Genomic DNA, 15,097 nt, shown 5'->3' with positions numbered 1-15,097 from the left:
CTTTTGCATGAAATATCTCTATTGATATAATATGCAATATGAAATATAATATTAACAAGGTAATAGATTTTCTTGCCGAACTGACAGGTAGTGAAATAAGGATGTTTATTCATGAAAAAAAGAATGATAGTAAACTTCCTTTAGCAATTGCTTGCTGCTATACTCTTTATGATATTGAGTTTATGGAGACGATAGTTACCATAGCGGTGCCCACTGAGTTTGATAACATTTCTCCGATGCAGTTGTCCAAACATCAGACAAAGATGATGGGGGTATTCCACCATCCTGTTGTATTTGCTCTTGAGTCAGTTGCATCATACAATCTATCTAGGCTAACTCATGCCAAAGTTAATTTCATTGTGCCAGATAAACTTGTTTTCGTTCCTAGTCTTCTCATTGTGCTGCGCAAAATGAGGAACAAGTCTAAGGTGATGCCTAATAAAATGCCCCCTGTTGCTCAGATGCTTGTACTCTATCATCTAGAAAAGAGTACGATTGATGGCTTGAATACTTCAGAAATAGCAGAGCTTGTAGGTTTAGCGTACCCAACAATTAATGTCGCTCTAAGGTGGCTTGAAACCAATAATATAATTACACTTATTGGAGGCAAACAGAAATCTGTCCAAATAATATTGAACAAGATGGAATTATGGAATAAATCCCTTCCGTTGATGTCGTCTCCTATAGAGCGCATTCTTTTCACTGACATAAAACCGATAGGAAGTTTGATGTCTGGTGAAACAGCAATGGGACATTATACCATGCTTGCTGAGCCAACAACCCCAGTTCTTGCAATCGACAAAGTGACAGCCAAAGAGAATGCCGCAATAATGAGCAAACAATACGGGGATATAAAAGTTGAAGTATGGAAATATTCTCCGACGTTGTTGTCAGAAAACGGAATAGTTGACAAACTTTCGCTTTATCTGTGCATGAAAGAAAGCGATGATGAAAGAATACAATTAGAATGTGATACTTTAATTGAAGAAATGAAATGGTAACTGGAATTGAACGCTGGAAGGAATACTTCAATGATTATAAAGACAAATATGTGCTAATAGGTGGGGCTGCGTGCAATCTGCTTGAAGAAGAACTTGATATGAATCCTCGTGCAACAAAGGATCTTGACCTTGTACTTGTTGTTGAAGCTCTTACACCTGATTTTGGATTACGTTTGTGGAATTTTATCAAAGCAGCCAATTATGGTCACCGAAGCAAAGGTGAAAACGAATTCAAACACGAATATTATCGTTTTACCAACCCTCAAGACAAGACTTACCCGAAGCAAATAGAGCTTTTTGCAAGAAATACAGGCATTCTAAACCTTCCGCCAGATGCACATATAGAGCCGATAAGTGTTGGAGAAGACCTCTCCAGTCTGTCTGCAATTCTAATGGATGACGACTACTATGCATTCACGATTGAGCATAGCAGAAATATTGACGACATCCATGTAGCTAGTCCTGAAGCTCTAATTTGTTTGAAAGCTAAAGCATATACAGAGATGTTGGATAGAAAAGCAGAAGGCGAACAGGTAGATAGTCGAGACATTGAGAAGCATAAGAAAGATGTTTTTAGACTCATTGCTATGCTGCCGCAGGATTCTCATTTTACACTCCCTGAAAAATTGAAAAACGATATGAATGACTTTTATCAAAGAGTAGGAGAACTTCCAAATTCCGATTTCTTCAAAAACGCAGGGCTTAGAGGCTTGGATGCCGAACGACTCCTTGAACTTATCAATACTGCTTTTCTGAGATGAATACTGTTACATATCCCAATATTTATGATTTCCCAAAGTGCCGCAATGTTGCCATATGTGGAGATATTCACGGGGACTTTAATCTCCTCGTGAATAAAGTGTGCATACAATATCAGATGAAAGACACTCTGATCATTGTAGCCGGAGATTGTGGATTCGGCTTTGAAAGAAAGGGGTATTATGAAAACATAGTTAAACGCAACATCGAACGAGTAGCCAAATTCAACAATTGGTTCCTTTTCATACGTGGCAATCACGACAATCCTGCATATTTTGAAGGCAAGGCTTTCTGCCACAAACGATTTATCGCTATTCCTGACTACTCTGTAGTTAAGGCCAATGGACACACCATACTCTGTGTTGGTGGAGCAATATCTATCGACCGTCAATCAAGGAAAGAGTCCTGGGAGTATGGTAAAAGTAAGATGCATGGGTATGATGACAGAACTATAGCGGACAACTCTTTTACAACCAATAACTATTGGCAGGATGAAGCTCCTGTCTTTAATGAGAAGGTTTTATCTGAAATTACCTCTCTGTACAAAATTGACACGGTCGTCACTCATACAGCACCAACGTTCTGCGAACTGCAAGATAAAAAAGAACTGCAGCTATGGGCATTAAGGGATGATTGTTTATTGGCTGATGTGCAGAATGAACGCGAAACAATGGATGCAATATACGAAGCCATAAAAACAGATTGCAATACGATTACTCATTGGTTTTATGGGCATTTTCATCAAAGTTGGCATTCTACCATCAACGGTGTTCTATTTAAAATGTTAGATATAATGGAGTTGATTGAGCTTACTCCTTAATTTTTCAGTCAAAGAAAAAAGATAAGTAGACTGCAAGTCTATTTGGTGGAGTAGAAACGTATGGGAATGGGTAAACTTGATTGTCAGCACAATTTTCTTTGTCCCCAAAACATTAGTTTTCTCAAATTATTGTAAATACATCTGCATCGTTTTAATGGTGTATTAAAATAAAGCATAATGGTTAAAATGAAAGAGATAACCATATTAGGAAGACCTATACAGCTGCATGAACGAAGCAAGGTGCAGATGAAAGGTGTTACTATCGGAGAAATGTTGTCGTACAAGTTCTTCGATGGAGAGTTTCATGGTATGCCATTGCTATTCGCAGAACCTAAAGATAAAGTAGCTACCCCACGCAGCTTGTCTGTTACTGCAAACAACCTTACTTCGTTATTCCAGCTTCCAACCGTCTTTTTGTTGTCAACTTGTCCAGCCTATGAACGGCAGAGACTAATCGATAAAGACGTGTATTTCGTTGTATCTGACAAATACGTCCATTTGCCAATGCTTCTTGCTAATGAGCGCATTCGTAAAACCAAACAAGCTAAGGTTTTAACGCCTGTCGCACAGTACCTGCTGCTCTATCATCTACAGATAGAGAGTATCGAAGGATTGGCAGCACGTGATATTGAGGACAAAATTCCGTATTCATATGCAAGCATTACACTTGGTATTACTTGCCTCGAAGACTTGGGGCTGTGCGAAAAAGTATCTAGAGGCTCTAAGCGGAAGGTTATTCACTTTGCCAAGAAAGGAATGGAACTGTGGAAGCAAGCCCAGTCGTTCCTCGTTAATCCTGTGGAAGAACGCATTTACTGTGACGACATGCTTTCTGACGACCATTTCCCCGTATGTGGCATCAACGCCCTTGCACATTACACATGGCTGAATCCTGATTCGGAAAGAATGGTCATGGTACCTGTCAAACAACTACGGGAATTCAAATCATCTGGAATTTTGGTGTGCCCAAACGAATTTGATGGCAACATTATGATTGAAGCATGGAAATACCCACCTGTCACCGCAATAGGAGCAAAAACAGAATGGGTGGACAGATTATCTTTGGCCATTTCTCTACGTGAGGACGAAGACCCACGAGTGGAAGGCGAAGTTGAACGTTTAATTAATGAAACAGAATGGAACGGTTAGGCGAGAGCAGAATGATGTTTACATCAATTTTGCCGAGCAATAGTTCTTTCGTCTGAAAAACAATAGAAGGATTAGAAAAATACACTATAATGTGAAGATAGACAACGCCATGTGTGTCCCCAATCAGTATGCTCATAGAGAATCTTTCTGTTTTTTATCTCTTTTAATTGATGTATCTTTCAGAAATTTCAAAGTTGACTTTGGCGTATTTTTTAGACATTATCCAGTTGTAAACCAATGTAAATTGTTAAATAATTGCAGTAAACGGCAATATGTGCCGTAATTTATTTACGGATACGCTATTTTTTTGTACCTTTGTAGCCAAAATATTCACTAATAAATATTGTCATGTTAACGAAATTTGCAGTTAAGAACTATAGAGGATTTAAGAATCGTATCGAATGGGACTTGTCTCATCCGAGTAATTATACGTTCAATAACGATGCTGTACGTAATGGCATTGTAAAGAACGGCATTATCTACGGACCGAATGGAGCTGGTAAGTCGAACTTCGGATTGGCAATATTCGACATCGCCAACCATCTTTCTCACAAGTGGAAGAAGCCAGATTACTATCTTAACTATGCTTGTGCTTCATGCCACAGCGAGCCTGTCGAATTCGATTACACATTTGATTTCGACGACCATGTTGTTGCATACAGTTACAGTAAAGTGGCATCAGAACTTAAAGGCGATATTATTAGCGAAAAGCTGACTATTGACAACAAAGAGGTTCTCGTAAAAGACAAAGAAGAGCTTGCTATTTCCGAAGAATTCGGTTTGACCGCCGTTGCCATCCAGAATCTTAAAGATAGTGCCAACAACATTTCTATAGTAAACTATCTATTGAGTTCTGTGCCACTTCCCAAAGATCATGCCCTGCTACAACTTCGCGATTTCGTAGAGAATATGCTATTCTTCAGAAGTCTCGATTATCGTGAATTTATTGGCTTGAAGGAAGGAGGCAGCAACGTGGAAGAGTATATCATAAAGAACAACCTCGCAGGCGACTTCGCTGCATACTTGAAAGAAGTAAGTGGACAAGACTATGAGTTTGCACCTAACACACAGGGCGACAATATTTTATTCTGCATAATGAATGGCGTGAGAATTCCGTTCCAATGGGTTGCATCTACTGGTACCAAAAACCTTGAGTTACAGTACTACTGGCTTAAAGAAATGAGCAATGCTTCATTCGTATTCATCGACGAGTTTGATGCATTCTATCATCACGAACTCTCGTATAAGATTTGTAAGCGTTTGTTTGAAGGCAACAACCAAGTTTTCGTAACCACACACGACACATACCTTCTTTCCAATGACTTGCTTCGTCCAGATTGCTTCTTTATTCTTAGAAACAACGAAATAAAGGCTATTTGCGACTTGACGGACAAGGAACTTCGTTTTGCTCATAATTTGGAGAAACTGTATAGAGGCGGAACTTTTGGCTTATGATTCTATTTATTTTTGAAGGTGGTGAGCGGGAGCCTCGCTTGTATAGAACATTGGAGAGACTTTACTTCCCGAAAGTGAATGACAATATCATTTGTTCTTTCAGGAATAACATATATGATCTTTACAATGAGCTTAAGGAATATGAAGACGCTGGGGATATTGTTTCTATCATGCGAGAACGCTTGGCTACAAGGGGTGATTCCACCTTGAACGGCATTAGAAGTTCTGACATTTCGGAAATATTTCTTTTCTTCGACTACGACTTCCAAAACTCGCAACTTTCGCTTGAAGAAATCAATCGAAGAGTAGAAGAGATGCTGGCGTTGTTTGCCGACGAAACCGAGAACGGAAAACTCTATATCAACTACCCGATGATTGAGTCTATTCGCTATACCAAGGAACTTCCAGATACGGATTATGTCAACTATGTCGTAAGTAGAGAACAATGCAAGGATTTCAAACATCTGGCTCGTGATTTTTCGGCTTATAATAGTCTCGACCACATATTGTTCAAAGATGGCGAAACACCGACCAAAGAGAAGTACATCAAGGTGAAAGACAACTGGCAATATCTTAAGCAGATGAATGTCAGCAAAGCAAACCTACTCATAACCGGAGTAAATACGATGCCAACAGAGAAGTCTGTAATCAATCAGTTGTCAATCTTCGAGAGGCAAATCTTGCTCCATGTAAAACCTAATAGAAGTGTAGCTGTATTAAATTCATTTCCTATTTTCATCTACGAGTATATGAAATAGGAAATGTAGCACAGATAATCAGTTTTTAATGAACATAAATAAAAACAAGCAGTGTCAAGCTTAACTATTATAATTTGACACTGCTTGTTTTATATGTCTCATTGCAACACACATTACACATTTTCTGACGAATCTTTATTATAATAGAATAAACAATCATTCGGTAAAAAGAAAAGTTGGAAGTATTGATGAACGACTCAAATCAAGTTTAAGGTTTAGGTTTACCCATGTATATATACATGCACTTCTAAACTTATAAAAGTAAACTTGATTTAGAACAGACAGGTTTATTGCCTTATTATATATATAAGACAAATTAAACTTAAACCTAAACCTGTAGCGAGAATGTTTAGTCCCTTTTTCTTTTTACTGAAACCCCATATATTAGGAATGGATTTGTTGGTTTGAGAGCTATATGAATGCAAAATAATGCATTTAATATGAATAAAAGTGATTTTAAGTGGTAGGCTTGCTTTGTTTAAAAAATAATCGTTAACTTTGCATGGAAAACAAGCAGAATGTGTTTTATTAACATCTCGCTTGATTTGCTTTGAATGCGCTCTTTTACATTGTCGATAACATTTTAGGATTATAAGGAAACATAGGTATAGAAGTATGCGTGCAGAATGCGCAAAATGTGCTTAAAATGTTTCCCAGTTGTTTCCCGAACTTGACGTAAATACTGATATTCAACCTTTGTTAGTAGCCGCGCAGGCTGCTGTTGAGGAATAAGCGGAACTTAAAAACATAATAAAAAAACAGGCTGTAATTCAATGGATACCCAGTGATTACAGCCTGTTTTCTTAATGAACTTTTTCTATTACAGAAAACCGCAAGTGCGGATAAAAAAGAGAAATCCTAATTATAAAATACTATAACAAAATTACTGACTAAGAGTTCAAAGCATTAGAGAATTACTTTTTTACAACCTTTCTTCCACCGACGATAACGAAGCCTTTGGCATTACCGTCTACCTGCTGCCCGCTTAAGTTATATGCAGGAGAGCCAACGGCTGTAGCTTCAACAGTTGAAGCGGTGATAGCAGTTGACTCCATTGCCTTGATGGTTCTAAATTGATTCCATGGATACGCCGCTTTGTAAGCATCTATTGCGTCACTTGGAACGTATAGTGTGCCACTCCAAGTTTTTGAGTTGAACACTTCGGAATCAGCGACAGGCGGTGTCACAGCAAAAACGTTGACAGTTTTAACAGCTGATGTCCCATAGAAAGGTTTCCCAGGTATAGATTTCACGTTGGCACCGATGTTAACAGTCGAAACAGACTTACAACCGCCAAATGTCAGACTGGATATTTTGTTAGCTTCTGTGGCATTGTAGTTTACAATGGCAAGAGAGGAACAGTCCTTGAAAGCGCCTTCGTATATAGTCTGAATCTGCTCCGGAATTGTCAATGTTTTCAAACCAGTACAACCTTGGAACGCATAGTCCACAATTGTTGCCAGTGTTGAAGGGAAAACCGGATTATCCAAAGCCGTACAGTTCTCGAACGCCATGGAAGCTATCTTTGTCAACCCCTCATTGAAGCCAACATTCTCCAATGATGAGCAGTTAGCGAACACATTCATCTCTATGGTTTCCACAGAGCCTGGCACAGAGATGTCCTTCAGTGCAGTACAACCACGGAATGCAGCTGTACCAAGAGTGGTGAGACTTTCCGGCAATGTCACATCAACAAGAGCGGTGCATTTCTGGAATGCCTCTTCCTCTATTGTTGTCACCTTGTCGCCTATTGTCACCTTGGTAAGTTCGTTGCATGCCTGAAATGCCCATTTCTTTACAGTAGTTACGAAATAACGTGCCGGTTGCATCAGCGCCACCTTTGCTCCATAAGGCTTTTCACCGGTAGAGAGCTGTTGGGCTACAAACAGGAACTCTATAAAATGCTCCTCACCGTCAGCCGGAGTGACAATATGCTTGGTCAGTCCGGAGTTGTCCTTATCTTTGAAGCTGATAGCATAGTTATCCTTGGTGCATTCTGTATCAAGTTTGCCAACCAGCAGGTAAGATTGTGACTTCAGTCCCATGTTTTCCAGAACAAAGAACACCTGCTCCGGTGACTTGAAGGTATAGCGCATACGATATTCGCCAGTCTCTGTCGGTGTTATCTCGTAAGCGTTTCCATTATATGTCCAGCTGCCACTCAACTGTTCCCATTTCGATGAAGTTATTTTCTCATTGAAGTCAGGAGTGATTGAAGCCGGGATGTCAACCTCTCCGGAATAGTCGCCACCGGCAACCACCTGAACGGTCTTGTCCTCCAGCGACAGGAAATCATAAGCGACATTGCTGTATTCAAAATCAAAGACTGGTGCTTTTTCCAACATCACAGAGCATGTGGACTGTCCCACATCCATGAACGGTGATGTTGTGCAGATGACAAACTCAACACTATGCTCTTCGGTGTCGGTAGGATAGTAAGTCACGGTTATCGGCTCGTCATTGGCATCTATGGTTGTCGCCTCGAGGTCTGTGGTTGTTTCATTGCATGATGTGTCCATGCGACCGGCAACAATATACAAGCGCCCCATATAGTTCACATCCCTTTTGGTGCTGAGCCTAAACGTTACAGGACCGTCCGACTTGAATTTACACCTTATTTTGTCTCCCGGGACCCTTGTTCTCACAGATTTGTGGTAGATGTAAACACCATCGACCAAATCCCATATTCCGTAATTGTCGCACACCTTCTCCCATTTTGAAGAGATAAGCCCAGCATTGGGCACAGTTTTTGCAGCCAGCGTCGTCGCAAAGGCAACGAGCAAGCTGAAAAGAAATAAAACTTTCCGTTTCATGATTTGTAAAATTAGAAATAATAAATATAAAAAACAAAGACTACACCTTTATATTATTTATAAAGGCTGTCATCTCACTATCTCTTTCTGTCCGTTGACAATGTACCCCCCTTTTGGCAGTGCCTGCAACTCATCACGCTTCATGACAGTACAGACATGACGCCCCGTCAGGTCATAGACATGCAGCGGTCTCTTCTGTCCGTCCATAGTCACACCTTCAATGGCTGTCACATTATAGAAATCGTCCCAACCGTCCGCATTCTTGTATGCATCTTCGCTGCCTGTGGGCACATGCAGACGACATTTTCCCTTGTCAATGTCAAGGAAAGCCAAGTCAAGCGCTGCCGGAGGAGCGGGAGTATGTATATAAATATCAGTCAGAGAAGAGCATCCGCTGAATGCATACAATGGTATTGACTCCACATTCTCACCGATGTGCAAAGTTGTAAGTTTTGGAGTGTACTTCAGGATAGGGAAATCCTGCAAGCCACATTTAGTACAGTTCCGTGCATTGTATGTCAGTTCTCTAAGATTGTCATTGTAGCCAAAGCAGATAGTGCCAATGCTTTCTACATTTTCGGGAATTGTAAGTTTCTCCAGTGATGAGCATCCTTTCATACCCCATGACTCCAGCACTGTCAAACTTTGTGGAAGAGTTATTTCCTTCAAGCCTATGCATTCGAGAAATGCTCCAGAGTCAATGATTTTCAGATTCTCAGGTAATTCCACGCTTTCCAAAGACGAACAACCAATGAATGTCGAAGCAGGAATCGTTGTGATTTGGTTAGGGAAACTCATTGATGTCAGCGAACTGCAGTTCTTGAACAAAGCTTCTCCTATATACCCTATTTCGTCAGGCAGCTTTAAAGACTTCAGATTTCGGCATCCTGAGAAAGCTCCGTATTCTATTGTCTTCAATGTCTCCGGCAACTTTAGAGAATTCAGATTAGAACATCCGGAAAAAGCTTCAGCTCCTATTGTTGTCAATGCCTCCGGCAATTTTAGAGAATTCAAATTGTAGCATCCGGAAAAAGCTTCGGCTCCTATTGTCGTCACTGTCTCCGGAACACTCACAGTTGTCAGCGAACTGCAATCACTGAAAGCTCCCTTTCCTATTGATGTCACTGTAAAGTCAGTAGGCTGTTCCACCGGAGCAAGGGCCAAAGATACAGCTCTGTAATGCAGGTCAGGTATCTTGTTGTAAAACACCTGTCTTCGGAAATAGAACTCAACGAAGTGTTCCCCTTCATTTGGCACTTCAACCAGTGCAGAAACTGTGCCTGCATTACCGTCGTATCTCACAGAGTAGTCATACATTGTACACGCTTGATCCAGTTTACCAACATTCAGCATATGGTTGGAACCCATGTTGTTTCCTTCTGAACTATAGTCTTCACTGAGGAGAGTTATAATAAAGTTAATGGCTCCTGAACCATGAAAAGTACACCGAACAGTGTATTCGTATTTGTAGTCATTACTCCAAGATTCAATAAATGGAATTGTCTCTTCCAATGTGCAACCATTGTCACTGCAGCTCCATTTGCCAGTTGAGTCTGTCCATTTTGAAGAGGTGATACCATGGTTTATTCCGACCTTGATAGTGCTCGGAATAACAACATCAGCCCCTGGTTCTGAGCCAACAGAAGCGAGAGATGCCGTTTTGTCTTCCTTCTTGAGATTGTAGCGGAAACCTTGATAGAACGCAGTCTGTGCATGGCAAACACAGGTGATGAATAATGCCATGAAAACGAATAGAAAAGTTTTTCTCATGTCGCAATAGATTTTGCGGCCTGCGCTCTCCTAAACAAGCCCGGTACAAATATAAATCTCTCTGTTGACGGCACAAAAAAAAGCGTGGAGAACCTACCTGTTGTTCATCCCGCTGTACGAGGCTCTCGCATTGCCCAATCCTGTAGAACGAACAACGTCAGAGCCCACGCCGATATGAAGACAACATACCCTTATGTAGCCACGCCTACACACACGGACTGCCGCATGCGTATAAAACCACATAAGGGATGCGAACTTTCACACCCCTGGACATCTACCGTTGCTTTTCTCTGACAGGATTTGAATTTGCGAGATTCGTACAGCCAAAGACAAGCGTCAAGTAAACGCCTTTCCATTATGTCGTGTTTCCCACCCAATACCCGCTTCGGCATGCCGCCCTATTTTGCATAGAGCTTCATGCTTCCGCCCGGCGTAGGCTGCTTGTCCCTCTACCAGAGTTCCACTTGGGGTGGTGCTTCCATTTAGAGGACAATGAGGAAATCGATGCAAAGATACAAAAAAAAATATAATTACATGCCTCTAAAATAAAAAAAATCAAATAAAACCGCATTTTCTATCAAAAACATCCGACCAGAAAGGGCATATCTTCCTGTTTTTTGAAGTCCAACATTTATTTTCTTTGGAAATTCATCCATTATACAGAAAAATTCAGTACCTTTGTATAGAATAAATGCACATCGGCTGTCCCATACAAATCCGGTTGCACCCAGCTTGCATAATATTTGCTATCAGCATAAAAACTCTAAACTTAAGAATATGATACTTACAACAACACCAACAATCGAAGGCCACACAATACGCGAATACAAAGGTATTGTGGCAGGAGAAACAATTATCGGAGCTAATTTCATGAAAGACTTCTTTGCATCCATCCGCGACATTGTCGGCGGACGCAGCGGCAGTTACGAAAAAGTGCTTATGGAAGCCCGCGAGACATCAATGGCAGAAATGAAGCAGCGCGCAGCACAGCTTGGAGCGAATGCCATTGTCGGCATTGATGTCGACTACGAGACCATCGGCGAAAGCTCGTCAATGCTTATGGTTGCGACAAGCGGCACTGCCGTAGTCATTGACTGACAACCGTTTGCCTTCAGACCAACCCAAACAAAATGAAGTGGAGGCTGCCCTGCTACAAAAGCCGGACAGCCTCCACTAAAAAGCTTTCTTCTATCAAATTATTCCTCCACAGAGAAATCTGATTTTCCTACACCGCACAGAGGACATTCAAAATCCTCCGGCAATTCCTCAAATGGTACACCGGGAGCGATACCTGCCTCAGGAACTCCAACCTCCGGGTCGTAAACCCAACCACATACATCACATACGTACTTCTTCATAGCCTTGTTGTTTTTAAATGATTAATACTAAAGTTCCAACAGCATGCGCAGAAACTCAAAGAGAATTATCATCCTCGGCATTGCGTCATGAATGTTTTACGGTGCAAAGATAAGCATAAAAAATCATACCGCTAAATTATTTAAACATTAATCATATTGTTTTTAATATCTTCATACAACAGCCCCAAAAACATTTCCGTTATATAAAATTAAAAAACATCACCTCCACCCCACCGCCGACAAACAACCCATGCTGCACGTTCATCCCTCATTTACAGCGATTTCAAAAGGCAAGAATGCAGCAATCCATGTTAAACTTTACTAAATATAAAGAACGATATGCAGCAAAAAACTAATATTCAAAGAATATTTAGTAATTTTGCATCCGCTTTGCGTTTTTGAGAAAAAACTTCACACATCAAAGATGCAAGCAAATGATTATATCCGCTGAGGCTCAATCAAGTGTCCGCACGATGTGGAACGCCTTACGGAGAAAATCCGATAATTTCACAATACAATTAAACAATGTACGCAATTGTAGAAATCAACGGTCAGCAGTTCAAGGCTGAAGAGGGCAAGAAGCTCTTCGTGCAGCACATCAAGGAGGCTGAGGAAGGCCAGGCTGTTGAGTTTGAGAAAGTACTGCTCGTAGATGCTGACGGCGCAGTCAAGGTAGGTGCACCAACCGTAGAAGGTGCGAAAGTTACAGCTGAGATTGTCACTCCGCTCGTTAAGGGTGACAAGGTTATCGTGTTCAAGATGAAGCGCCGCAAGGACTCTCGCAAGAAGAACGGTCACCGTCAGCAGTACACAGAGATTGTTATCAAGTCAGTAATCGCTTAAATCAGAGGAGGACTTTAGAAATGGCTCATAAAAAAGGTGTCGGTAGTTCTAAGAACGGACGCGAGTCAGCTTCACAGCGACTCGGCGTCAAGATTTGGGGTGGTCAGAAGTGCATCGCAGGCAACATCATCGTTCGCCAGCGTGGTAACAAGCATTTCCCGGGCGAAAATGTAGCACAGGGTAAGGACGATACTCTCTACGCTCTCGTAGACGGTACAGTAAACTTCCACAGAGGAAAGTACGACAAGTCTGTCGTGTCTGTTATCCCTGCTGCAGAAGCATAAACCAACTCCAAACACATAGTATTTATTAAAATACACTTATTCCAAACAAACACAAGAACCTGCTTTTCTCGCGAAGAGCAGGTTTCTTGCTTTTAAATGCCTGCAAAAAACAAATTATCATTTTTTTTCATATTTAATTATATAATCTAAATAAAATACATTAACTTTGCATTTAAAAAGATTCAAATGTTTGCAAATTTGAAGTGACCTATGATTAAAAGAATAATTCTTAAGAACTTTTTTTCTTTTCACGAAAGAACAGATATAAAGTTGAATAATGGACTGAATATCCTCTTAGGCATAAATGGTAGTGGAAAGACATCAGTTATAAATGCATTACGCCTATTGTATGAAGGTGTAGTAGGCATTGGTTTTGAATCTGTTTTCCAAAAACTATGGGGAGGATTTTCAAATGTTGTAAATTTTAATGGCGAGCAAGAAAATGGTGATATTGAAGTTACTTATGTATTCGACGAGAAATATTTGAAAAGTATAAACAAAAGTTCACCATTTAAGTCTGAGGTTATCTATACTATAAAAATTAGCCGTTTGTCATCCTCATACATGATAAGTGAGAGTCTTCTCTCACAAAATAAAAAAATGGAAGGTACATTCCGTTATTTAGAATTCAGTAATGGAATCGGACTTATCAGTGTTAGACAAGGTGGTGGTCAAATACGCAATGAAAAATATAGGAATGGAGAATTATCAGGGCAGGAGTTGGTTTTACGACAAATTACAGACCCGCAACGTTTCTTGCCCACTTATATAATAAGGAAAGCAGTAGAAAGCATGAGCCTTTATGGACATTTTGACACAAGTACAAATAGTATTTTGCGTCGTCCGTGTGAATATAGTTCAAATACAAAATTAATACGTCATGGCGACAATCTCGTGCATTTACTAAATCATTTGCGTAATGAATACAGTAATAGTTTCAAACGCATTGAAGAAACAATGAACGAAGTCAACCCTGCTTACAAAAGTATAGAATTCCGCAATTTCGGTAGTCAACTTTTCTTATCCATTTCAGAAAAGAATCTTTCACGCACTGTAACATCATTACATATGTCAGACGGTACATTACGTTTTATTCTCTTGATGACCATCTTCTTTAATCCCATGCGTGGTGATTTCATAGCACTGGACGAACCAGAGGGAGGCTTACATCCTGATATGATTTCTTTACTTGCAGAGATGATGAGAGAAGCAAGTCGTAATAGTCAGATTATTATGGCAACACACTCGCCTTTGCTATTGAATCAGTTTGAATTGGATGACATTATAATCTTTGAGAAAAACAAAGAGAACGAATCTATTATCAAACGAGTTACTGAGGATGATTTCCCAGATTGGGAAGGCGAATATCTTCCAGGACAGATGTGGATGAATGGTCAAATAGGTGCAAAGAGATGGTAGACATAACAATTATTGTTGAGGGCGGTGCTTACACCGAGAATGCAGCAAAAACGGTTACACAGAATACGGAAAGTCTTCGCCGTTCCCTTCATCGAATATTCAAAGCAGCATTAGGTGATGAAATTGGCATTACTGTAATTATGTCAACTTCAAATCGTAACTCTGTAAACCAGTTTTTATCTGCACATAATTCTGAAACATATCTTTTTACGGATCTTGATGGCGACTGTAGCACGATTAAATTATTCTATGACAAATTAGAAAACATAGAAGGTAAATCCCATATTACAGTACCAAATGAAAGTAAAGAAAGAATTTTCTTTATGATACAGCAAATGGAAGCATGGATACTTAGTCAACCGAATGCTATAGAAAAGTGGGGTGCATACGAACAATATATTCGCAAACATAAAGAGACAGCCATATCAGACCATAAACTTCTAAAAGGCAAACATGTTGAAAATATAAAACATTCTGATGAGGTTTTATCAACAATCATCTCACACTTTTTCAATTACAACAAAAATGGAGTGAAGAAAAAAGTAAAATATGGCAAACTGAAAACATCACCATCACTTCTAAACTCTTTGGACGAACACCTACTTATAGAACAAACGAATGAAATAAAAAGATTTATAAATTATGTCCAATCACATTGACCATATATT

Annotated in this window: 14 protein-coding genes; 11 read left to right on the top strand and 3 right to left on the bottom strand. The window is 40.0% G+C overall.

The window, feature by feature from the left end:
- Positions 1-38: 38 nt before the first annotated feature.
- The 6 genes from HPS57_RS06575 (at position 39) to HPS57_RS06550 (ending at position 5,942) form a co-directional block, all read left to right on the top strand.
- Positions 39-1,001, top strand: coding sequence for a helix-turn-helix domain-containing protein (locus HPS57_RS06575; protein ID WP_172181366.1), 963 nt, complete (start codon positions 39-41; stop codon positions 999-1,001).
- On the top strand, positions 995-1,762 hold the full coding sequence (locus tag HPS57_RS06570; protein WP_172181364.1) for a hypothetical protein: 768 nt from the start codon (positions 995-997) through the stop codon (positions 1,760-1,762). The genes HPS57_RS06575 and HPS57_RS06570 overlap by 7 nt, the downstream gene beginning before the upstream one ends.
- Positions 1,759-2,580 carry a metallophosphoesterase gene (locus HPS57_RS06565; RefSeq protein WP_172181362.1) on the top strand — a complete coding sequence of 274 codons (822 nt, stop codon included), beginning with the start codon at positions 1,759-1,761 and terminating at the stop codon, positions 2,578-2,580. Before HPS57_RS06570 ends, HPS57_RS06565 begins: the two co-directional genes overlap by 4 nt.
- A gap of 177 nt (positions 2,581-2,757) precedes the next feature.
- The gene (locus HPS57_RS06560; RefSeq protein WP_172181360.1) at positions 2,758-3,729 is read left to right on the top strand and encodes a hypothetical protein; all 972 of its coding nucleotides are present in this window, start codon (positions 2,758-2,760) and stop codon (positions 3,727-3,729) included.
- Between the two features lie 408 nt (positions 3,730-4,137).
- A complete protein-coding gene (locus HPS57_RS06555) occupies positions 4,138-5,184 on the top strand; it encodes an AAA family ATPase (RefSeq protein WP_369811461.1) in 1,047 nt (348 codons plus the stop codon).
- Positions 5,181-5,942, top strand: a complete 762-nt coding sequence (locus HPS57_RS06550) for a hypothetical protein (protein ID WP_172181356.1) — start codon at positions 5,181-5,183, stop codon at positions 5,940-5,942. The genes HPS57_RS06555 and HPS57_RS06550 overlap by 4 nt, the downstream gene beginning before the upstream one ends.
- 914 nt (positions 5,943-6,856) lie before the next feature.
- Here HPS57_RS06550 and HPS57_RS06545 read toward each other — a convergent pair.
- Together HPS57_RS06545 and HPS57_RS06540 are read right to left on the bottom strand one after the other, a co-directional pair.
- A complete protein-coding gene (locus HPS57_RS06545) occupies positions 6,857-8,755 on the bottom strand; it encodes a leucine-rich repeat domain-containing protein (RefSeq protein ID WP_172181354.1) in 1,899 nt (632 codons plus the stop codon).
- Positions 8,756-8,824: 69 nt separating this feature from the next.
- On the bottom strand, positions 8,825-10,525 hold the full coding sequence (locus HPS57_RS06540; protein WP_172181352.1) for a leucine-rich repeat domain-containing protein: 1,701 nt from the start codon (positions 10,523-10,525) through the stop codon (positions 8,825-8,827).
- 777 nt (positions 10,526-11,302) lie between these two features.
- Between HPS57_RS06540 and HPS57_RS06535 the strand changes: the two genes are divergently transcribed.
- The gene (locus HPS57_RS06535; protein WP_135940796.1) at positions 11,303-11,623 is read left to right on the top strand and encodes a heavy metal-binding domain-containing protein; all 321 of its coding nucleotides are present in this window, start codon (positions 11,303-11,305) and stop codon (positions 11,621-11,623) included.
- A 98-nt stretch (positions 11,624-11,721) separates the two neighbouring features.
- Here HPS57_RS06535 and rd read toward each other — a convergent pair whose 3' ends face one another.
- Positions 11,722-11,883 (bottom strand): rubredoxin, encoded by a 162-nt coding sequence (gene rd / locus HPS57_RS06530; RefSeq protein ID WP_172181350.1) that lies wholly within the window; start codon positions 11,881-11,883, stop codon positions 11,722-11,724.
- A 525-nt stretch (positions 11,884-12,408) separates the two neighbouring features.
- Here rd and rplU point away from each other — a divergent pair.
- The 4 genes from rplU to HPS57_RS06510 all read left to right on the top strand — a co-directional run bounded on the left by rplU (position 12,409) and on the right by HPS57_RS06510 (position 15,088).
- Positions 12,409-12,726, top strand: coding sequence for a 50S ribosomal protein L21 (gene rplU, locus HPS57_RS06525; protein WP_172181348.1), 318 nt, complete (start codon positions 12,409-12,411; stop codon positions 12,724-12,726).
- Between the two features lie 20 nt (positions 12,727-12,746).
- On the top strand, positions 12,747-13,010 hold the full coding sequence (gene rpmA / locus HPS57_RS06520; protein ID WP_135940793.1) for a 50S ribosomal protein L27: 264 nt from the start codon (positions 12,747-12,749) through the stop codon (positions 13,008-13,010).
- Positions 13,011-13,220: 210 nt separating this feature from the next.
- A complete protein-coding gene (locus HPS57_RS06515; protein WP_172181346.1) occupies positions 13,221-14,429 on the top strand; it encodes an AAA family ATPase in 1,209 nt (402 codons plus the stop codon).
- Complete coding sequence (locus HPS57_RS06510; protein ID WP_172181344.1) at positions 14,423-15,088, top strand: DUF4276 family protein; 666 nt, start codon at positions 14,423-14,425, stop codon at positions 15,086-15,088. The genes HPS57_RS06515 and HPS57_RS06510 overlap by 7 nt, the downstream gene beginning before the upstream one ends.
- The last annotated feature ends 9 nt before the right edge of the window (positions 15,089-15,097 follow it).

It is taken from the genome of Palleniella intestinalis, assembly GCF_013166595.1.
Taxonomy (GTDB): domain Bacteria; phylum Bacteroidota; class Bacteroidia; order Bacteroidales; family Bacteroidaceae; genus Prevotella; species Prevotella intestinalis.
The sequence above is the reverse complement of the archived record's forward strand: the minus strand, read 5'-3'. Positions and strand labels throughout refer to the sequence as shown.

Excerpts from the sequence above, each read along its gene's own strand:
- HPS57_RS06575 (WP_172181366.1), top strand. The coding sequence starts at position 39 with ATGAAATATAATATTAACAAGGTAATAGATTTTCTTGCCGAACTGACA.
- HPS57_RS06570 (WP_172181364.1), top strand. The coding sequence starts at position 995 with ATGGTAACTGGAATTGAACGCTGGAAGGAATACTTCAATGATTATAAA.
- HPS57_RS06565 (WP_172181362.1), top strand. The coding sequence starts at position 1,759 with ATGAATACTGTTACATATCCCAATATTTATGATTTCCCAAAGTGCCGC.
- HPS57_RS06560 (WP_172181360.1), top strand. The coding sequence starts at position 2,758 with ATGGTTAAAATGAAAGAGATAACCATATTAGGAAGACCTATACAGCTG.
- HPS57_RS06550 (WP_172181356.1), top strand. The coding sequence starts at position 5,181 with ATGATTCTATTTATTTTTGAAGGTGGTGAGCGGGAGCCTCGCTTGTAT.
- HPS57_RS06545 (WP_172181354.1), bottom strand. The coding sequence starts at position 8,755 with ATGAAACGGAAAGTTTTATTTCTTTTCAGCTTGCTCGTTGCCTTTGCG.
- HPS57_RS06540 (WP_172181352.1), bottom strand. The coding sequence starts at position 10,525 with ATGAGAAAAACTTTTCTATTCGTTTTCATGGCATTATTCATCACCTGT.
- HPS57_RS06535 (WP_135940796.1), top strand. The coding sequence starts at position 11,303 with ATGATACTTACAACAACACCAACAATCGAAGGCCACACAATACGCGAA.
- rd (WP_172181350.1), bottom strand. The coding sequence starts at position 11,883 with ATGAAGAAGTACGTATGTGATGTATGTGGTTGGGTTTACGACCCGGAG.
- rplU (WP_172181348.1), top strand. The coding sequence starts at position 12,409 with ATGTACGCAATTGTAGAAATCAACGGTCAGCAGTTCAAGGCTGAAGAG.
- rpmA (WP_135940793.1), top strand. The coding sequence starts at position 12,747 with ATGGCTCATAAAAAAGGTGTCGGTAGTTCTAAGAACGGACGCGAGTCA.
- HPS57_RS06515 (WP_172181346.1), top strand. The coding sequence starts at position 13,221 with ATGATTAAAAGAATAATTCTTAAGAACTTTTTTTCTTTTCACGAAAGA.
- HPS57_RS06510 (WP_172181344.1), top strand. The coding sequence starts at position 14,423 with ATGGTAGACATAACAATTATTGTTGAGGGCGGTGCTTACACCGAGAAT.